The sequence below is a fragment of the Kribbella turkmenica genome (assembly GCF_004348725.1).
In the GTDB taxonomy this organism is placed as follows: domain Bacteria; phylum Actinomycetota; class Actinomycetes; order Propionibacteriales; family Kribbellaceae; genus Kribbella; species Kribbella turkmenica.
Map to the genome: position 1 here is coordinate 1 of NZ_SMKR01000096.1, position 15,439 is coordinate 15,439.

The 15,439-nt window shown below is 69.6% G+C and carries 15 protein-coding genes; 7 read left to right on the forward strand and 8 right to left on the reverse strand.

The genetic code is table 11. From position 1 onward, the window contains the following. From E1218_RS21455 to E1218_RS21485, 7 genes are all read right to left on the reverse strand, one after another. The coding region (locus tag E1218_RS21455) for a PAS domain S-box protein (protein WP_233712366.1) at positions 1 to 1,155 on the reverse strand (1,155 nt) is incomplete at its 3' end. Between the two features lie 71 nt (positions 1,156 to 1,226). Beyond that, positions 1,227 to 1,973: a sugar phosphate isomerase/epimerase family protein gene (locus E1218_RS21460; RefSeq protein WP_132322894.1), complete on the reverse strand. Its 747-nt coding sequence runs from the start codon at positions 1,971 to 1,973 to the stop codon at positions 1,227 to 1,229. 38 nt (positions 1,974 to 2,011) lie between these two features. Beyond that, positions 2,012 to 2,827 carry a sugar phosphate isomerase/epimerase family protein gene (locus tag E1218_RS21465; protein WP_132322896.1) on the reverse strand — a complete coding sequence of 272 codons (816 nt, stop codon included), beginning with the start codon at positions 2,825 to 2,827 and terminating at the stop codon, positions 2,012 to 2,014. Continuing rightward, a complete protein-coding gene (locus tag E1218_RS21470) occupies positions 2,824 to 3,978 on the reverse strand; it encodes a dihydrodipicolinate synthase family protein (protein ID WP_132322898.1) in 1,155 nt (384 codons plus the stop codon). Before E1218_RS21470 ends, E1218_RS21465 begins: the two co-directional genes overlap by 4 nt. Beyond that, positions 3,975 to 5,162 carry a Gfo/Idh/MocA family protein gene (locus tag E1218_RS21475; protein ID WP_325052850.1) on the reverse strand — a complete coding sequence of 396 codons (1,188 nt, stop codon included), beginning with the start codon at positions 5,160 to 5,162 and terminating at the stop codon, positions 3,975 to 3,977. Before E1218_RS21475 ends, E1218_RS21470 begins: the two co-directional genes overlap by 4 nt. Further along, complete coding sequence (locus tag E1218_RS21480; RefSeq protein ID WP_132322900.1) at positions 5,159 to 5,893, reverse strand: cupin domain-containing protein; 735 nt, start codon at positions 5,891 to 5,893, stop codon at positions 5,159 to 5,161. The genes E1218_RS21475 and E1218_RS21480 overlap by 4 nt, the downstream gene beginning before the upstream one ends. Positions 5,894 to 6,125: 232 nt before the next feature. Then, positions 6,126 to 7,532, reverse strand: coding sequence for an FGGY family carbohydrate kinase (locus tag E1218_RS21485; protein WP_132322902.1), 1,407 nt, complete (start codon positions 7,530 to 7,532; stop codon positions 6,126 to 6,128). 132 nt (positions 7,533 to 7,664) lie between these two features. On the opposite strand from E1218_RS21485, the gene E1218_RS21490 reads away from it, so the two are divergent. From E1218_RS21490 to E1218_RS21520, 7 genes are all read left to right on the forward strand, one after another. Continuing rightward, positions 7,665 to 8,555, forward strand: coding sequence for a nucleoside hydrolase (locus tag E1218_RS21490; protein ID WP_233712367.1), 891 nt, complete (start codon positions 7,665 to 7,667; stop codon positions 8,553 to 8,555). Further along, positions 8,555 to 9,853: an ABC transporter substrate-binding protein gene (locus E1218_RS21495; protein WP_132322906.1), complete on the forward strand. Its 1,299-nt coding sequence runs from the start codon at positions 8,555 to 8,557 to the stop codon at positions 9,851 to 9,853. The genes E1218_RS21490 and E1218_RS21495 overlap by 1 nt, the downstream gene beginning before the upstream one ends. Before the next feature lie 8 nt (positions 9,854 to 9,861). Further along, positions 9,862 to 10,767, forward strand: a complete 906-nt coding sequence (locus E1218_RS21500) for a carbohydrate ABC transporter permease (RefSeq protein ID WP_132322908.1) — start codon at positions 9,862 to 9,864, stop codon at positions 10,765 to 10,767. A gap of 118 nt (positions 10,768 to 10,885) precedes the next feature. Continuing rightward, positions 10,886 to 11,782 carry a carbohydrate ABC transporter permease gene (locus E1218_RS21505; protein ID WP_132322910.1) on the forward strand — a complete coding sequence of 299 codons (897 nt, stop codon included), beginning with the start codon at positions 10,886 to 10,888 and terminating at the stop codon, positions 11,780 to 11,782. A 29-nt stretch (positions 11,783 to 11,811) separates the two neighbouring features. Further along, positions 11,812 to 12,807: a sugar phosphate isomerase/epimerase family protein gene (locus E1218_RS21510; RefSeq protein WP_132322912.1), complete on the forward strand. Its 996-nt coding sequence runs from the start codon at positions 11,812 to 11,814 to the stop codon at positions 12,805 to 12,807. 115 nt (positions 12,808 to 12,922) lie between these two features. Beyond that, positions 12,923 to 13,837: a transketolase gene (locus E1218_RS21515; RefSeq protein WP_132322914.1), complete on the forward strand. Its 915-nt coding sequence runs from the start codon at positions 12,923 to 12,925 to the stop codon at positions 13,835 to 13,837. Next, the gene (locus E1218_RS21520; RefSeq protein ID WP_132322916.1) at positions 13,834 to 14,799 is read left to right on the forward strand and encodes a transketolase family protein; all 966 of its coding nucleotides are present in this window, start codon (positions 13,834 to 13,836) and stop codon (positions 14,797 to 14,799) included. Before E1218_RS21515 ends, E1218_RS21520 begins: the two co-directional genes overlap by 4 nt. Here E1218_RS21520 and ribB read toward each other — a convergent pair. Then, positions 14,783 to 15,403: a 3,4-dihydroxy-2-butanone-4-phosphate synthase gene (gene ribB, locus E1218_RS21525; protein ID WP_132322918.1), complete on the reverse strand. Its 621-nt coding sequence runs from the start codon at positions 15,401 to 15,403 to the stop codon at positions 14,783 to 14,785. The genes E1218_RS21520 and ribB overlap by 17 nt on opposite strands. Between the last annotated feature and the right edge of the window lie 36 nt (positions 15,404 to 15,439).

Genomic DNA, 15,439 nt, shown 5'->3' on the forward strand with positions numbered 1-15,439 from the left:
CTCCTGGAGGGCGCGATCGCCGGCTTCGTGACCGTAGCCGTCGTTGACCAGCTTGAAGTGGTTGAGGTCGCAGAACAGCAGAGCGCCGCGGCGGCCGGTGGCGCGGGTCCGCTCGAGTGCGGCGGCGAAGCGGTGCTGGAGCAGGCGCCGGTTCGCCAGGCCGGTCAGCGGGTCGTGGGCTGCGTGGTGGCGGAGCTCGCGCTCGGCGTCCTTGCGGGCGGTCACGTCGTCGATCTGGATCAGCAGGATCCGGGCCCGGCCGGCGCCGACGATGGCCGCCGTACCGCCGAGCCAGATCTCGTGGCCGGTGGGCTGGGAGAAGATCCGCTCGAACCGGTACGAGCCATTGCCTGCGGCAACCTTCTCCAGCTCCTGCCGGGTCTGGGCGGGTTCCTCGTCGCGGAGGAAGTCCAGCACACGGGCGCCGATCAGCTGGTCCGCGGCGTACCCGGTGATCCGGCAGAACGCGTCGTTGACCCGGAGGATCCGGCCGCTCTCCGGCCCGTCGAAGGCGACCGTCGCCATCCCGTTCCCGGCGCCCTCGAACACCATCCGGAACGTCGTCTCACTCGCCTCCAGCCGGGCCTTCTCGGCCAGCAGCTGGTCCGTCAGCCGGGCCTTCTCGATCGCCAGCCCGGCCTGGGTCGCGAAGATCTCCAGCAGTTCCCGGTGGATCGGCCCCGGGCGCCGCTGGTCCTCGGGCAGGTCGACCGCCAGCATCCCGACGAGCTCGCCGTCCGGCGCGTACAGCGGCGCGAACAGCGCGTCCAGCGGGTGCCAGGCGGCCGGGTCGTCGGACACCGGCAGGTCGGGCACCCAGCCGATCACCTCGCCCTCCGGCAGCCGCTCGTGCGGCACGAACCGCAGCCGGCCCCACTCGTCGGCGATCGCGAACTCGGCGTCGAAGATGTCCGCCGAGCTCACGGTCCCGAGCAGCGCCTCGCGGGCCTCGGGCGACCCGGCGACCGCGATCACCTCGAACTTCCCGTCCGGATGCCGCAGGTTCAGTACGGCGATCCCGAACCCGAGCCCGTCCACCACTCCGTCGACGACCGCCTGCAGGGTCTCGGCCAGGCTCCGCCCGGCACCCATCCGGGCGCTCACCTCGTACAGGCGGCGTACGGCAGTCAACCGAACTGTCGGTTCGTTCTGCACGCGTCGAGCTTAGGCCGTGCTCACCGCTCGTGAGCAGTTGTCACCACGACTGATCCGGTTAAGCGTTTGGCTCAGAACCGGAGTTCGGACAAACCGCGGTAGCTGCGTTCGGCCGACCGCCAGGCGTCGGCCGGCTGGTCGTGCTCGACGAGCCACTGCTCGACGCCGCCGTCCGCGGCGTACGCGAACATCGCGGCGAAGTCGAGCGTGCCGGCGCCGACGTCCTCCCACGACCCGTCCTCGGCCATGTCCTTGACGTGCAGCGCCGGGAACCGCCCCGGGTGGCCGCGGAAGTAGTCGACCGGGTCCTTGCCGCCGTTCACCACCCAGTACAGGTCCAGCTCGAAGCCGAGCAAATCGGGATCGACGCCGAGCAGGATGTCGAACAGCACCGTCCCGTCGACGGTGGCGAAATCGTGCCCGTGGTTGTGGAAGAGCAGCTTCAGCCCGGCGTCGCGTGCCGCCTTGCCCGCCTCGGTGAACGCGGCGGCCGCCGCCCGGAAGCCGTCCACCGAGTGCTGCTCGGACGGGATCGACGGTACGACGACCCACTGCGCGCCCAGCGTCCGGGCGTCGGTCAGCGCGCCGGCCCAGTCGTCGGCCATCCGGTCGTACTTCACGTGCTCGAGCACGATCCCGAGCCCGGCCTCGTCCGCGAACGAGCGGATCTTGTCCGCCGAGTGGCCGAACCGCCCGCTCACGCCGACGGTTCGATAACCGATGTCTGCCAGCCGCGTCAACGTTCCTGGATAGTCCTCGGCCAGCACGTCCCGCATGGTGTACAGGTGCATCCCGATACCGCCGGCGGGAATGGTCATACAGACAGCTCCTCGAGTAGTAAGTGCCCCGCGTGGCACTAGGCGACGTGCTCCTTGTACCGCTCCAACGCCAGGTCGAAGACCTCCTGTCCCGGCGCGTCCCACAACTGCTGGTTGAAGATCTCGACCTCGATCGGGCCGTCGTACCCGGCCGCGTCACATGCCTCGCGGAGGCGGCGCAGCTCGATCGAGCCGTCGCCCATCATGCCCCGCCCGAGCAGCGTGTCCGCCGGCAGCGGAACGACCCAGTCACTGACCTGGTACGACAGGATCCGCTCGCCGGCCCGCTCGATCTGCCGGTACACGTCGGCGTCCCACCACAGGTGGTAGGCGTCCACGATCACGCCGACCTGCGACACCGGGAACTGCTCGGCGAGGTCGAGCGCGCCGCCCAGCGAAGACACCACGCACCGGTCCGAGCAGAACATCGGGTGCAGCGCCTCGACCGCCAGCCTCACCCCACGCTCGGCCGCGTACGGCGCCAGTTCGGCGAGCCCGTCGTGGACCATCGACCGGGCACCGCCGAGATCGCGGGACCCCGGCGGCAACCCGCCGCTGACCAGCACCAGCACGGACGTCCCGATCGTGGCCGCCTCGTCGATCGCGCGGCGGTTGTCCGCGATCTTCGCCTTCCGCTCGGCCGCGTCGGTCGAGGTGAGGAATCCGCTGCGGCACAACGACGACACCGTCAGCCCGGCGTCCGCGACCAGCCGCGCGGCCTTGTCGACGCCGTACTCCTGGATCGGCTCCCGCCACAGCCCGATCCAGGACAGCCCGGCCTTGGCGCTGGCCGCGACCACGTCCTCCAGCGGCCAGTACTTCGTCGTCGCCTGGTTCAGGCTGTAGCGGTTCACGCCTCCACCCCGCCCACGAGCAGCAGTCGCTTGAACCGCGAGACCGCGAGCTCGGGATTCGTCAGGACGCCGGCCTGGTCGGCGAGCCTGAACGTGTCGGCCAGGTGTGGCAACGACCGCCCGGTCTGCAGACCGCCGACCATCGAGAATCCGGGCTGGTGCCCGTTCAGCCAGGCCAGGAAGGCGATCCCGGTCTTGTAGTAGTACGTCGGCGCCGAGAAGATCTGCCGGGACAACGGCACGGTCGGCGCGAACACCTCGTCGTACCGCTGCAGGTCGCCGTCGTCCAGCGCCTTCAGGGCGGCCGCGGCCGCGGGCGCGATCGCGGCGAAGATGCCGAGCAGGGCGTCGCTGTACGCGTCGTCGGCACCCTTGATCAGCGACGGATAGTCGAAGTCGTCGCCGGTGTAGAGCCGGACCCCCTCGGTCAACCGGTTGCGCAGGGCAACCTCACGGGACGCTTCCAGCAACGAGACCTTGATCCCGTCCACCTTCGAGACGTTGTCACCGATCAGCTCGACCACCACGTCGGCCGCGGTGTCGAGCGAGTCGCTGCCCCAGTAGCCCGCGAGCGCGGGGTCGAACATGGATCCGAGCCAGTGCAGGATCACCGGTCGCGAGGACTGGTTCAGGAGCCGGTCGTACACCTTCCGGTAGTCGTCCGGGGACCCGGCCGCGGCGCACAGCGCCCGGCTGGCCATCAGGATCGGCTGCGCGCCGACGTCCTCGGCGACCGCGAGCTGCTCCTCGTAGGCGCCGATCACGGTCTCCAGCGAGTGGTTGCCGGCAGCGAGCTGATCGGTGCCGACCCCGACCGCGATCCGGCCGTCCGGGGCCTCCGCGGCGGACCGCCGGATCAGCTCCTGCGTCGCCGCCCAGTCCAGGCCCATGCCGCGCTGCGCGGTGTCCATCGCCTCGGCCACCGACAACCCGAGCGACCAGAGGTGCCGGCGGAACTCCAGCGTGTGCTCCCAATCGACCACGGCCGGCTGTCCCGGCGAGTTGTCCCCGAGCGGGTCCGCGACCACGTGCGCCGCGGCGAACGCCAGCCGCGACCGGGCCGGCTCATAGGTGCCCTGGGCAACCGGTTCGCCGGCGAGCCGGTAGTCCTCCAGGCCGTCCGGACCGGGAAGGCGGAGCGAGAGCGTCACGGCCGGGACTCGATCCCGAGCGGCGGCACCTCGAGCTTGCGGCCCTCGCGCCACGACTGCAGACCGAGCTCGGCGAGCTGCACGCCCTTGGCGCCCTCGACGAAGTCCCAGGGAAATTCGGAGTCGTCGGCTGTGCTGGTGACGTGCCGCAGGAACATCTCCCACTGCACCTTGAAGCCGTTGTCGAACACCTCGTTGTCCGGCACCTCGGCCCACTGCTCCCGGAAGTTCTCGGTGGCCGGCAGGTCCGGGTTCCAGACCGGCTTCGGCGTGGCCGAGCGGTGCTGGGCCCGGCAGCGCCGCAGCCCGGCGACCGCGCTGCCCTCGGTCCCGTCGACCTGGAACTCGACCAGCTCGTCCCGGAACACCCTGGTCGCCCACGAGGAGTTCATCTGGGCGACGATGCCGCCCTCGAGCTCGAAGACGCCGTACGCCGCGTCGTCGGCGGTGGCCGGGTACTCCTTGCCCTGCTCGTCGTACCGGGCCGCGATGTGGGTCGCGCCCTGGCAGTAGACCGACCTGACCGGGCCGAAGATCTGGTCGAGCACGTACCGCCAGTGGCAGAACATGTCGACGATGATCCCGCCGCCCTCCTCGGACTTGTAGTTCCAGGAAGGCCGCTGCGCCTCCTGCCAGTCGCCCTCGAACACCCAGTAGCCGAACTCGCCGCGGACGCTCAGGATCCGGCCGAAGAATCCGCCGTCGACCAGCCGCTTCAGCTTGCGCAGGCCCGGCAGCGACAGCTTGTCCTGGACGACCCCGTTCTTCAGGCCGGAGTCGCGGACCAGCCGGGCCAGTTCGACCGCGGCGTCCAGGCCCTCGGCGATCGGCTTCTCGCAGTAGATCGCCTTGCCGGCCTCGACGGCGGCCCGGACACCCTTCTCCCGGAGCTGGGTCAGCTGGGAGTCGAAGTAGATCTCGACGTCCGGCTCGGCCAGCGCCTCGGACAGGTCGGTGGTCCAGCGGGTCAGGTCGTACTGCTCCGCGATCCGGCGCAGCTTGAGCTCGTTGCGGCCGACCAGAATCGGTTCGGGGATGATCATGGATCCGTCTGCGGCCTCGATGCCGCCCTGCTCGCGGATCGCCACGATGGAGCGCTCGAGGTGCTGGCGCAGGCCCATCCGGCCGGTGACACCGTTCATCACAATGCCGATGCGTCGCTCGTTCACAGTCTTGCCTCTCACGGATTGATCTCGTAGATGTCGAGGCGACCGCACATGCCGTGCCGGCCGAACTCGGTGGGGGCGGGGAGTCGGTGGAGTTCAGCGGTCTGCAGGTGCGGCGCGGTACCGGCGTCGAGCGCGTCGAGCGCGGCGCCGGTCTCGTCGGCCAGGCGGCGGGCGCCCTGTTCCCAGCGGCGTCGCCAGTCCGCCAGCTGAGGCTGGACGATCCGGACCGCGGCCGCGTAGAAGTCGTCGAGCGCCGTCGGCCCCTGGACCTCGTACGACTCCCGCAGTACGGCGAAGCCCTGCAGCGCGAGATCGCGGCGGGCCATCGCGGACGTGGTCCGCGCTTCACCTTCGCCCCTGAGGGTGGTCGCTTCGAGGTAGGTCTCGCGGTCGGCCAGGTGTTCCGGCGGGAGGGTCAGTACGGCGTCGCCGGCCTCGGGGAGACCGGAGTTCGACATCAGCGTGAGGATCTGCAGGCCGCCGTCGTTCACCAGGCGGTGGATCGTGCCGGGGTCGAACCAGACCACGGTGCCGGCCTGCAGCGGTGTCTCGGTGAAGCCCTTCGGGTTCAGCGTCTGGACCGCGCCGGAGCCGGCGATCACGTAGTACCCCTCGGAACAGGCCAGGTGGACGTGCGGAGTGCCGCCGACCAGGCCGTCCGGGGCCTCGATGTCGTACACCGACAGCCGCGAGATGCCGATCCCGCCCGGGAGTGCCACCGCACCACCCGGCTCGAACTCGCACATCCTGCTGCCTCCCTCGCCGCGAGCCTGGGAAAGGGCTTTCCAGGGCTTGTGACCGCAACCTTAAGTGGGCTGTCACGACGAGTCAACCTATGACGGAAAGCGATGTCCGGCCGTATCCGGCCATCCGCTCACCGTCACCTTGTCTGGTTGGCTGACCCACCGGGTTGTGGGTTGGCTAACGGCATTCCGGTGAGTGAACCCACAAGCCCATGGGTCAACCCACGAGATGGGCTCAGTGCGTGCGGGCCGCGGCCACGGCTTCGGACCAGCGGGTACGGCGGATGGCGCGGACGTCGGCGTCGACGGCCGGCTCGAAGACGCGAGCGGTGCGCCGGCCGGCCCAGCCGGTGGCCTCGCCGAGGGTCCTCCAGGCGAGCTCGGCGGCGCCGAGGGCGGAGATCTCGGCGACGTCGGCCGCCTCGACCGGGCGGCCGAGCAGGTCGGCCTGGGTCTGCATCAGCAGGCCGGACACGGTCGCGCCACCGTCGGCCCGCAGCCGCTCAGGGGCAGCGGGGATGGTGTCGACGATGTCGCAGATCTGGTGCGCGACCGCCTCCACGCAGGCCCGGGCGATGTGCGCCCGCGTGGTGGAACTGCTCATCCCCGTCAGCGCGGCCCGCGCGTTCCGGTCCCAGTGTGGGGCGCCGAGACCGGCGAATGCGGGCACCAGGGTGACGCCGCCGGGATCCGGCACGCTGGCGGCCAGGTCCGTCAACGCGCCGACGTCCGGCAGTCCGAGCATCGCCGCCGTCCATGCGAGCGCGGCGCCGGACGACACGATGTTCCCCTCGAGCGCGTAGAGCGGCTTGTCCGTCAGCCAGGCGAGCGTGCACCCGTCGGCGACGAAGCCGTCGACCGGCGTCATCACCGACGACCCGGTTCCGTACGTCGCCTTGACCATCCCCGCCTCGGTGCACCCTTGCCCGTACATCGCCGCATGCGAATCCGCGAGTACGGCGACGATCGGGATCCCGTCCGGAAGTCCGGGCACGCCGGCCGTGGATCCGAACCCGGCATTCGACGCCCGTACCTCCGGCAGCACCGACCGGGGTACGTCGAACCCCGCGAGCAGCGCCGTGGACCAGTCGAGGTCGAGAACGTCGTACAGCAGGGTTCGGGACGCGTTGCCGGCCTCCGTCAGATGCTCTCGGCAACCGGTCAGCCGGTGGACCAGCCAGGAGTCGACGGTGCCGACGCGGTCTGCGGCAGCGTGCTCCAGCAGCCAGTGCAGCTTCGGTGCCGAGAACATCGCGTCGACGCGCAGCCCGGTCCGGGATCGCACCAGTGAGTCCAGCTCGGCCGGCAGTTGCGAGCACCAGGACGACGTCCGGACGTCCTGCCAGCCGATCACCGGTCCGACGGCTTCGCCGGCCCGGTTCCACCCGACCACCGACTCGCGCTGGGTCGACAACGCGATCCCGGCGATCGTGACCGGTCCGGCGGCGGCCAGGCAGGACGACACGGCCTGAAGCACGCTCTGCCAGAGATCGTCGGCGCCCTGCTCGGCCCAGCCGGGGCGCGGCGTGGCGAGGGCGACGGGCGCGGACTGGGTCGCGAGCACGGCCCCGCCCGCGTCCACCAGGACGGCCTTCGAGTTCGTCGTGCCCTGGTCGATCGCCAGTACGGCTGGGGTCCCCATCCGCGGCCTCCCGGATCAGACAACTTCCAACTGAGCTCTTGACGGGACTCTAGCGCCGTGGTGACACTCGTGGCGACAGGTTATGCACTAATGAATATCTATTCAAACTCTGAGGCCGGGAGGTCGGACGTGGTGAAGCCGAGCAGGCGCCGGGTGATCATCGACACGGACGCGAAGAACGAGGCGGACGACCAGTTCGCGATCGTGCACGGGCTGTTGTCGCCCACGTTCGACATCCGCGGCCTGATCGCCGCGCACTTCGGCACCCGGCGCTCGGACCGGAGCATGGCGGAGTCCCGCGAGGAGATCGACCTGCTACTCGACCTGATGGACCTGACCGGTCAGGTCCCGGTGGAGAACGGCGCGCCGACCGGGATCGCGGACGAGCAGACCCCGCTGGACTCGCCCGGCGCGCGACTCATCATCGAGGAGTCCAAGCTGGCCTCGAAGGACGATCCGCTGTTCGTCGCCTTCCTCGGCCCGCTGACCGACATGGCGTCGGCCATACTGCTCGACCCGGAGATCGTGCACCGGGACGTCGTCGTGATCTGGATCGGCGGGCGCGGCTACCAGGGCTATACGACGTACCCGGGGATCGAGTTCAACCTGTCCAACGACATCCACGCCGCCAACGTGGTGTTCGGCTCCGGAATCACCGTCTGGCAGGTGCCGAGCGACGTCTACACGAAGGTTTCGGTGAGCTACGCCGAGCTGGACGAGAAGATCGGCGACGCCGGACCACTCGGCAAGTACCTGATCGAGCAGTTGCACGAGTGGAACGCCGCTCACCACGGCGAGCCGATCGAGTCCCGTTCGCTCGGCGACTCGCCGGCGATCGCCCTGATGCTGTTCCCCCGCAGCGGGGACATGCGGGTCCGGCCGGCGCCGCGGTTCGGCGTCGACGGCTGGTACCTGCCCGGAACCGACAACCCGATCAGCGTCTGCGAACACGTCGACGTCCGGTTCCTCCTCGAGGACATGTTCGCGAAGATCCGCCGGTTCGCCCGGCAAAGGAGTGCCTGATGAACACCTACACCCGCCGGGGATTCCTCGGTCTCACCTCCGCCGCCGCGGCCGGCCTCGGCCTGTCCGCCTGCACCGGGGGCGGTACGTCGACCAGCGGGAGCGGCGACGCCACCGGCGCGGCCTCGAACAACCTGCGGCTGTTCACCTACGAGGCCGACGAGACCATCGGCCTGCTGCGCGCGCAGGTGAAGAAGTTCGACCAGCAGAACGGCACCACGACGTCCGTCGACAGCCTGCCCGGATCGGGTGCGGCGGTCTACCCCGACAAGCTGCGGACGGAGCTGCTGGGTGGCAAGGGCCCGGACGTCTGGCGGATCTGGGGCGGCCAGATCGGCGCGCCGTTCGCGAAGGCGAAGCAGGCCCTGGACCTCGGGCCGTACTACTCCGAGTTCGGCTGGGACAGCTCGATCAACCAGCAGGCGATCGACGGGATGACGTTCGAAGGCTTCAAGGCCGGCGTACCGTTCGTGTCGCTCGGACTGGGTGCCTGGTACAACAAGTCGCTGTTCGCGAAGGCGGGGGTGAGTTCCCCGCCGACGACGTACGCCGAGCTGGAGGCGGTCAACGACAAGCTCGTCGCGGTCGGGGTCACGCCCCTCGGGACCGGTGGCAAGTACGGCTGGCACGTCATGCGGCTGTTCGAGTACCTGCTCGAGCACACCGCCGGCCCGGAGCTGCACGACAAACTGCTCACCGGTGACGAGAGCTGGGACCGGCCCGAAGTGGTCGAGGCGTTCGCGCTGTTCAAGAAGTGGCAGGACAAGAAGTGGATGCCGGAGGGCGCGCTCGGCCTGGATCCGGCCGACATCGAGCCGGCGTATGTCCAGGGCACGACCGCCTACACAATCTGCGGTCAGTGGACCGAGGCCGGCGCCATCCTCGCGGCCAAGAAGAATCCGGCCGGCTTCGGGAACTTCGAGCTGCCCACCGACCAGCAGCCGGCCCGGCACTCGGGCTTCGTCGAGGGCTACATGATCAACGCCAAGAGCGGCAACGCCGACAAGTCGGCGGCACTGATCGACTTCCTGGTCAAGCCCGAGACCCAGAAGGCCCTGCAGATCACCGCGTCCACGGTGAAGGGCGCCGAGCCGGACCCGAAGACGCTGCCGCTCTCGGCCGAGTGGGGCCAGAAGTACGGCGACAACCCGTTCTACACGATCCAGGACCAGGCGTTCCCGAAGAAGCAGGCCGACCAGTACTTCAGCGTGCAGAGCGACCTGCTGCAGGGCAAGACCACCCCGGAAGCGGCCGCGAAGAAGATGCAGGAGATCGTCTCCGCCTGGGCGAAGGGCTGAGGAGCGGGATGGCGACGGTCGCACTGACGAAGCCTGCCAAGCCGAAGCGCGGCGGGAAGTGGTCCCCGTGGCTGTTCGCGCTGCCCGCACTGGTGGTGTACGTCGCGTTCCTGGTGTACCCGGCGCTGTCGTCACTGTGGTTCAGCCTGACCGACTGGGACGGCCTGAGTGCGACGTACAACTTCGTCGGGCTGGACAACTACGTCAAGCTGCCGAGTGACCCGGTCGTCGCCACCGCGGTCCGGAACAACGTGATCTGGACCGTCGTCACGATCGCGTTCCCGACCGCGATCGGGCTCGCGCTGGCGGTCGCGCTGAACGGCAAGGTGCACGGCAAGCCGGTCCTGCGACTGATCTTCTACACCCCCGCCGTACTGCCGCTGGTGTCGATCGCCTCGATCTGGGGCTGGCTCTACAACCCGCAGTACGGCGCGATCAACTCGTTCCTGCGGCTGATCGGGCTGGACGGGCTGGCGCAACCGTGGCTCGGGCAGGACTCGACCGCGCTGTGGGCGGTGATGGTGCCGGCCATCTGGTTGCGGACCGGCTTCCCGATGCTGCTCTACCTGGCCGCGCTGCAGGGTATCCCGAAGGAACTCTACGAGGCCGCGACCGTCGACGGCGCGACCCGCTGGCAGCAGTTCTGGCAGGTGACGATGCCCAGCCTGCGGCCCGCGCACTACATCGTGCTCGCGCTGTCGCTGATCGACTCGTTCAAGGTCTTCGACATGATCTACGCGATGACGTACGGCGGTCCCGGTACGGCGACTCAGGTGATGGGGACGTGGATGTACGCCAACGTCTTCCAGTACTACCAGGCCGGCTACGGCACCGCGATCGCCGTGGTGATCACGCTGGTCGCGATCGCCGTCGGCATCCCGTACGTCCGCTCCCAGACGAGGGAGGCGTCATGACCTCGCTTGTGGCCGGGCCTGCGGCGCCGGCGTGGTCATGGGGCCGTGCCTCCCGGCCTTCCCTCGTCGTTCCAGTCGCTTCGCTCCCCCCACTCCTCAGTGCAGGCCGGGAGGGTCCATGACCTCGATCGCGCCCGTGCGGGTGGACGCTCCCGTCGTCCCGGCCGGCACCGTGCCGGCCAGTCAGCCGCCGAAGGGACGGAAGGGCCTCGTCGTCACGCTGCTGCTGATCGTGGTGGCGTTGTTCTGGATCTCGCCGCTCGCGCTGCTGGTGGTGACCGCGGTGCGGCCGCTGTCGGACTTCATCGGCAACGGGCCGCTGTCCTGGCCGGACGCCTTCACCTGGTCGAACTTCAAGGACGCGTGGGGGATCGGCAACTTCGCCACCACCTACCGCAACAGCGCGCTGCTGGCACTGATGAAGGTGCCGCTCGGCGTGCTGGTCTCGGCGATGCTCGGGTTCGCGCTGGCGAAGCTGCGGATGAAGTTCCGCCGGACGGTGATGTTCTCGGTGTTCCTCGGGCTGACCATCCCGATCTACATCACCATCGTCCCGGTCTTCATCATGATGCGGTCGGCCGGCGCGACCGACAGCCTGTTCGGCCTGCTCGGCCCGTACCTGGCCTTCGGCATCCCGTTCGAGGTGCTGGTGCTGCAGTCGTTCTTCCGGCAGATACCGGACGAGATCTTCGAGGCGGCCAGGGTCGACGGCGCCGGTGACTGGCGGATCTTCTTCACCATCGTGCTGCCGCTGTCCACGCCGGCCCTGGTGACGGTGGCGATCCTGGACGCGGTGGCCACCTGGAACGAGTTCCTGTTCGCGCTGATCCTGCTGAACTCCGACGCGAACAAGACCATCCCGGTCGGGCTGCTGAACTTCCAGGGCCAGTTCGCCAACAACAACACCGGTCTCGCGGCGGGCATCCTGATCGCCGTGGTGCCGATCCTGATCGCGTACATCGTCCTGCAGCGCTGGATCGTCGGCGGCCTCACGGCCGGCGCGACCAAGGGCTGACGACACCGCCCCACACCAAGGAGAAACTGATGACTGACATGCCGGTCTTCGGCGCGGGTATCTGGCACTTCGCCACCTACAAGGACCGCTACGCCACCGACGGGTACGGCGACCCGGTCGGGCTGCTGGAGCAGATCGACCGGGCCGGCGCCGTCGGCGACCTGTCCGTGGTCGACCTGAACTGGCCGTTCGCCGGGTACGACGGCACGCTCGACGAGGTGAAGGCCGCCCTTGAGCGGAACAACCTGAAGGCGATCGCGATCACGCCGGAGATCTACACCCGCGACTTCGTCAAGGGCTCCATCACCAACCCTGACCCGGGGGTCCGCAAGCAGGCGCTGGAACTGATGCACAACGCCACCGAGCTGGCCAAGGATCTCGGCTGCTCCTACGTGAAGCTGTGGCCCGGTCAGGACGGCTGGGACTACCCGTTCCAGGTGAACTACCACGACGTCTGGAACCTCGCGCTGGACGGACTGACGGAGCTGGTCTCGGCGCACCCGGACATCAACTTCGTGATCGAGTACAAGCCGCGCGAGCCGCGGGTGAAGATCGTCTTCCCGAACGTCGCCCGGACGCTGCTCGGGATCGAGAAGATCGGCCTGCCGAACCTCGGCATCCTGCTCGACTTCGGCCACTCGCTGTACGGCCAGGAGACGCCGGCCGACGCGGCCCAGCTGGCGATCGACTACGACCGGCTGTTCGCCATCGACGTGAACGACAACCTGCGCGGCTGGGACGACGACATGGTCGTCGGTTCGGTCCACCTGGTCGAGACGTTCGAGTTCTTCCACACCCTGCGGAAGAACAACTGGGAAGGTGTCTGGCAGCTCGACCAGTTCCCGTTCCGCGAGGACAGCGTCGAGGCGGCCAAGCAGGCGATCCGCTTCCTCAAGGCGTTGCACCACGCGCTCGACGTACTGGACGACGAGGCGCTCGCGGCCGCTCAGGCGTCGCACGACGCGCTCGCCGCGCAGCGGCTCGTGCAGAAGGTGCTGCTGAGTTCGATGGCGGATCTGGCATGACTGTGGTGAATGCCTCGCCTCCGGCTCGGTGGTCATGGGGCTCTGACTCCCGGCCTTCCCCCGTCACTCCAGCCGCTTCGCTCCCTCCGCTCCTCAGTCCAGGCCGGGAGACCCCATGACCCTGACCGTCGAACACACCACGATGCCGGTCCTCGGCCGGCTGCCGATCCACAGCAGCCGCGCCGAGCAGGTCGCGCACATCGCCGAGGTCGCCCGGCAGATCCGGATCCAGGACCTGAAGCTGGTCCACCACGCCGGCGCGGGCCACATCGGCGGCGACTTCTCCGCGATCGACATCCTGGCCACCCTGTACGGCGCGGTGCTCGACATCACCCCGGACACGGTGACCGACCACGAGCGGGACCGGTTCATCCTGAGCAAGGGCCACGTGGCCGGTGCGCTCTACACGACGCTGGCGGCCTTCGGATTCCTGCCGGTCGAGGAGCTCGCGACGTTCCTCAAACCGGAGTCCGCGCTGAACGGGCACCCGAACCGGCGCAAGGTCGCCGGGGTCGAGGCGAACACCGGTCCGCTCGGACACGGCCTGCCGGTCGCGGTCGGGCACGCGCTGTCGGCCAAGCTGGACGTGTCGCTGCGGCGTACCTACGTGCTGGTCGGTGACGGCGAGCTGCAGGAAGGCAGCAACTGGGAGGCGATGATGGCGGCCTCGCAGTACCAGCTGGACCGGCTGACGGTGATCGTCGACCGGAACCGGCTGCAGCAGGGCGCCACCACGAAGGAGACCAACGACCTGGATCCACTGCCGGACAAGGCGATGGCGTTCGGGTTCGCGGTGGTCGAGGTGAACGGGCACGACCACGGCGAGCTGCTGGACGTGCTGTCCGCCGTACCGTTCCGGCCGGGCAAGCCGACCTTCGTGATCGCGCACACGCACAAGGGTCACCCGATCTCGTTCATGAGCAACAACGTCGCCTGGCACCACCGGGTGCCGGACGCGGCGGAGTTCCGGCAGGCGCTGACCGAGCTGGAGGCCGTGGGGAGACCGCGCTACGACAGGGAGCCTTCATGAGCATCCTCGACACCTCGATCGCCGACCAGCCGCGATACGACTGCCGGGACGCGTACGTCGAGACGCTCGCCGAGCTCGCGCACGCGGACCACCGGATCGTCGGGGTGGTGAACGACTCGGTCGGCTCGAGCAAGCTGAACAGCTTCCGCAAGGCCTTCCCCGACCGGCTGATCAACGTCGGCATCGCCGAGCAGGACATGGTCGGGGTCGCCTCCGGCCTGGCCAACGGCGGCCGGATCCCGTTCGTCTCGGCCGCGTCCTGCTTCCTGACCGGCCGCGCGCTGGAGCAGATCAAGGCGGACGTCGCCTACTCCAACGCCAACGTGAAGCTGTGCGGGATGAGCCCGGGCGTCGCGTACGGCGAGCTCGGCCCGACGCACCACTCGATCGAGGACATCGCCTGGCTGCGGGCGATCGCGAACCTGACCGTGATCGTGCCGGCCGACCCGGTCGAGACGGCGGCCGCACTCCGCTGGGCGGCGGCCTCGGACGGCCCGGTGTTCATCCGGGTCAGCCGGATGAGTGTGCCGAAGGTCTACGCCGACGACTACGAGTTCCGGCTGGGCCGGGCGATCACGGTCCGGTCCGGGGACGACGTGACCCTGATCAGCAACGGGACCGTGCTGTGGCGGGCGCTGGCCGCGGCCGAGCAGCTGGCCGCGGAGGGGATCTCAGCCCGGGTGCTGTCGATGCCGACGGTGAAACCGCTGGACGTCGACGCGGTGGTCGAGGCCGCACGGGAGACGGCCGGCATCGTGACCGCCGAGGAGGCGGTCACCGGCGGTGGCCTGGGCGGGGCGGTCGCGGAGACCGTCGTCCAGCACCACCCGGCGCGGGTGTCGATCCTCGGCATCCCCGAGTTCGCGCCGACCGGCTCGGCCGGGTACCTGCTGGACCGCTACGGGCTGTCTCCCGAGGGGATCGCCGACTCGGCCCGGCAGTTGCTCAAGACAAGTAGCTGACCAGGTCGGCGATCGAGACCATCGCGAGCCCGTGAGCGTCGGCGAAGGTCCGCAGGCCGGGCCCGGTCATCAGCGTGCCGTCGTCGTTCATCAGCTCGCCGATCACGCCGACCGGCGGCAGCCCGGCCAGCCGGACGAGCTCGACGGTGGCCTCGGTGTGACCGGGCCGCTGCCGGACGCCGCCCTCGACCGCCCGCAGCGGGAGGATGTGGCCGGGCCGGATCAGGTCCGTGGGCCGGGCCGCCGGGTCGGCCAGCACGCGGACCGTCCGGGCCCGGTCGGCGGCCGAGATCCCGGTGCCGACGCCGGTGCTCGCGTCCACCGACACGGTGTACGCCGTCCGCAGGCTGTCCTGGTTGTCCGGCACCATCAGCGGGAGCCGGAGCCGGTCGAGGATCTCCGGCGCGGACGGCGCGCAGACGTAGCCGCTGGTGTGCCGGACCAGCAGCGCCATCAGTTCGGGTGTCGCCAGGCTCGCGGCGAAGGTCAGGTCGCCCTCGTTCTCGCGGTCCTCGTCGTCGACGACCACGACGGGCCGTCCCCGGGCGATCTCGCCGATCGCGCGCTGGATGGTGTCCAAGCGGGTGGTGGTCGCGGAGCTCACGGTCGTCGTCCTCTCGGCCTGGTGCTCCGGGGCAAC

Excerpts from the sequence above, each read along its gene's own strand:
- E1218_RS21495 (WP_132322906.1), top strand. The coding sequence starts at position 8,555 with ATGAACACCTACACCCGCCGGGGATTCCTCGGTCTCACCTCCGCCGCC.
- E1218_RS21500 (WP_132322908.1), top strand. The coding sequence starts at position 9,862 with ATGGCGACGGTCGCACTGACGAAGCCTGCCAAGCCGAAGCGCGGCGGG.
- E1218_RS21460 (WP_132322894.1), bottom strand. The coding sequence starts at position 1,973 with ATGACCATTCCCGCCGGCGGTATCGGGATGCACCTGTACACCATGCGG.
- E1218_RS21515 (WP_132322914.1), top strand. The coding sequence starts at position 12,923 with ATGACCCTGACCGTCGAACACACCACGATGCCGGTCCTCGGCCGGCTG.
- E1218_RS21485 (WP_132322902.1), bottom strand. The coding sequence starts at position 7,532 with ATGGGGACCCCAGCCGTACTGGCGATCGACCAGGGCACGACGAACTCG.
- E1218_RS21520 (WP_132322916.1), top strand. The coding sequence starts at position 13,834 with ATGAGCATCCTCGACACCTCGATCGCCGACCAGCCGCGATACGACTGC.
- E1218_RS21510 (WP_132322912.1), top strand. The coding sequence starts at position 11,812 with ATGACTGACATGCCGGTCTTCGGCGCGGGTATCTGGCACTTCGCCACC.
- E1218_RS21480 (WP_132322900.1), bottom strand. The coding sequence starts at position 5,893 with ATGTGCGAGTTCGAGCCGGGTGGTGCGGTGGCACTCCCGGGCGGGATC.
- E1218_RS21505 (WP_132322910.1), top strand. The coding sequence starts at position 10,886 with ATGACCTCGATCGCGCCCGTGCGGGTGGACGCTCCCGTCGTCCCGGCC.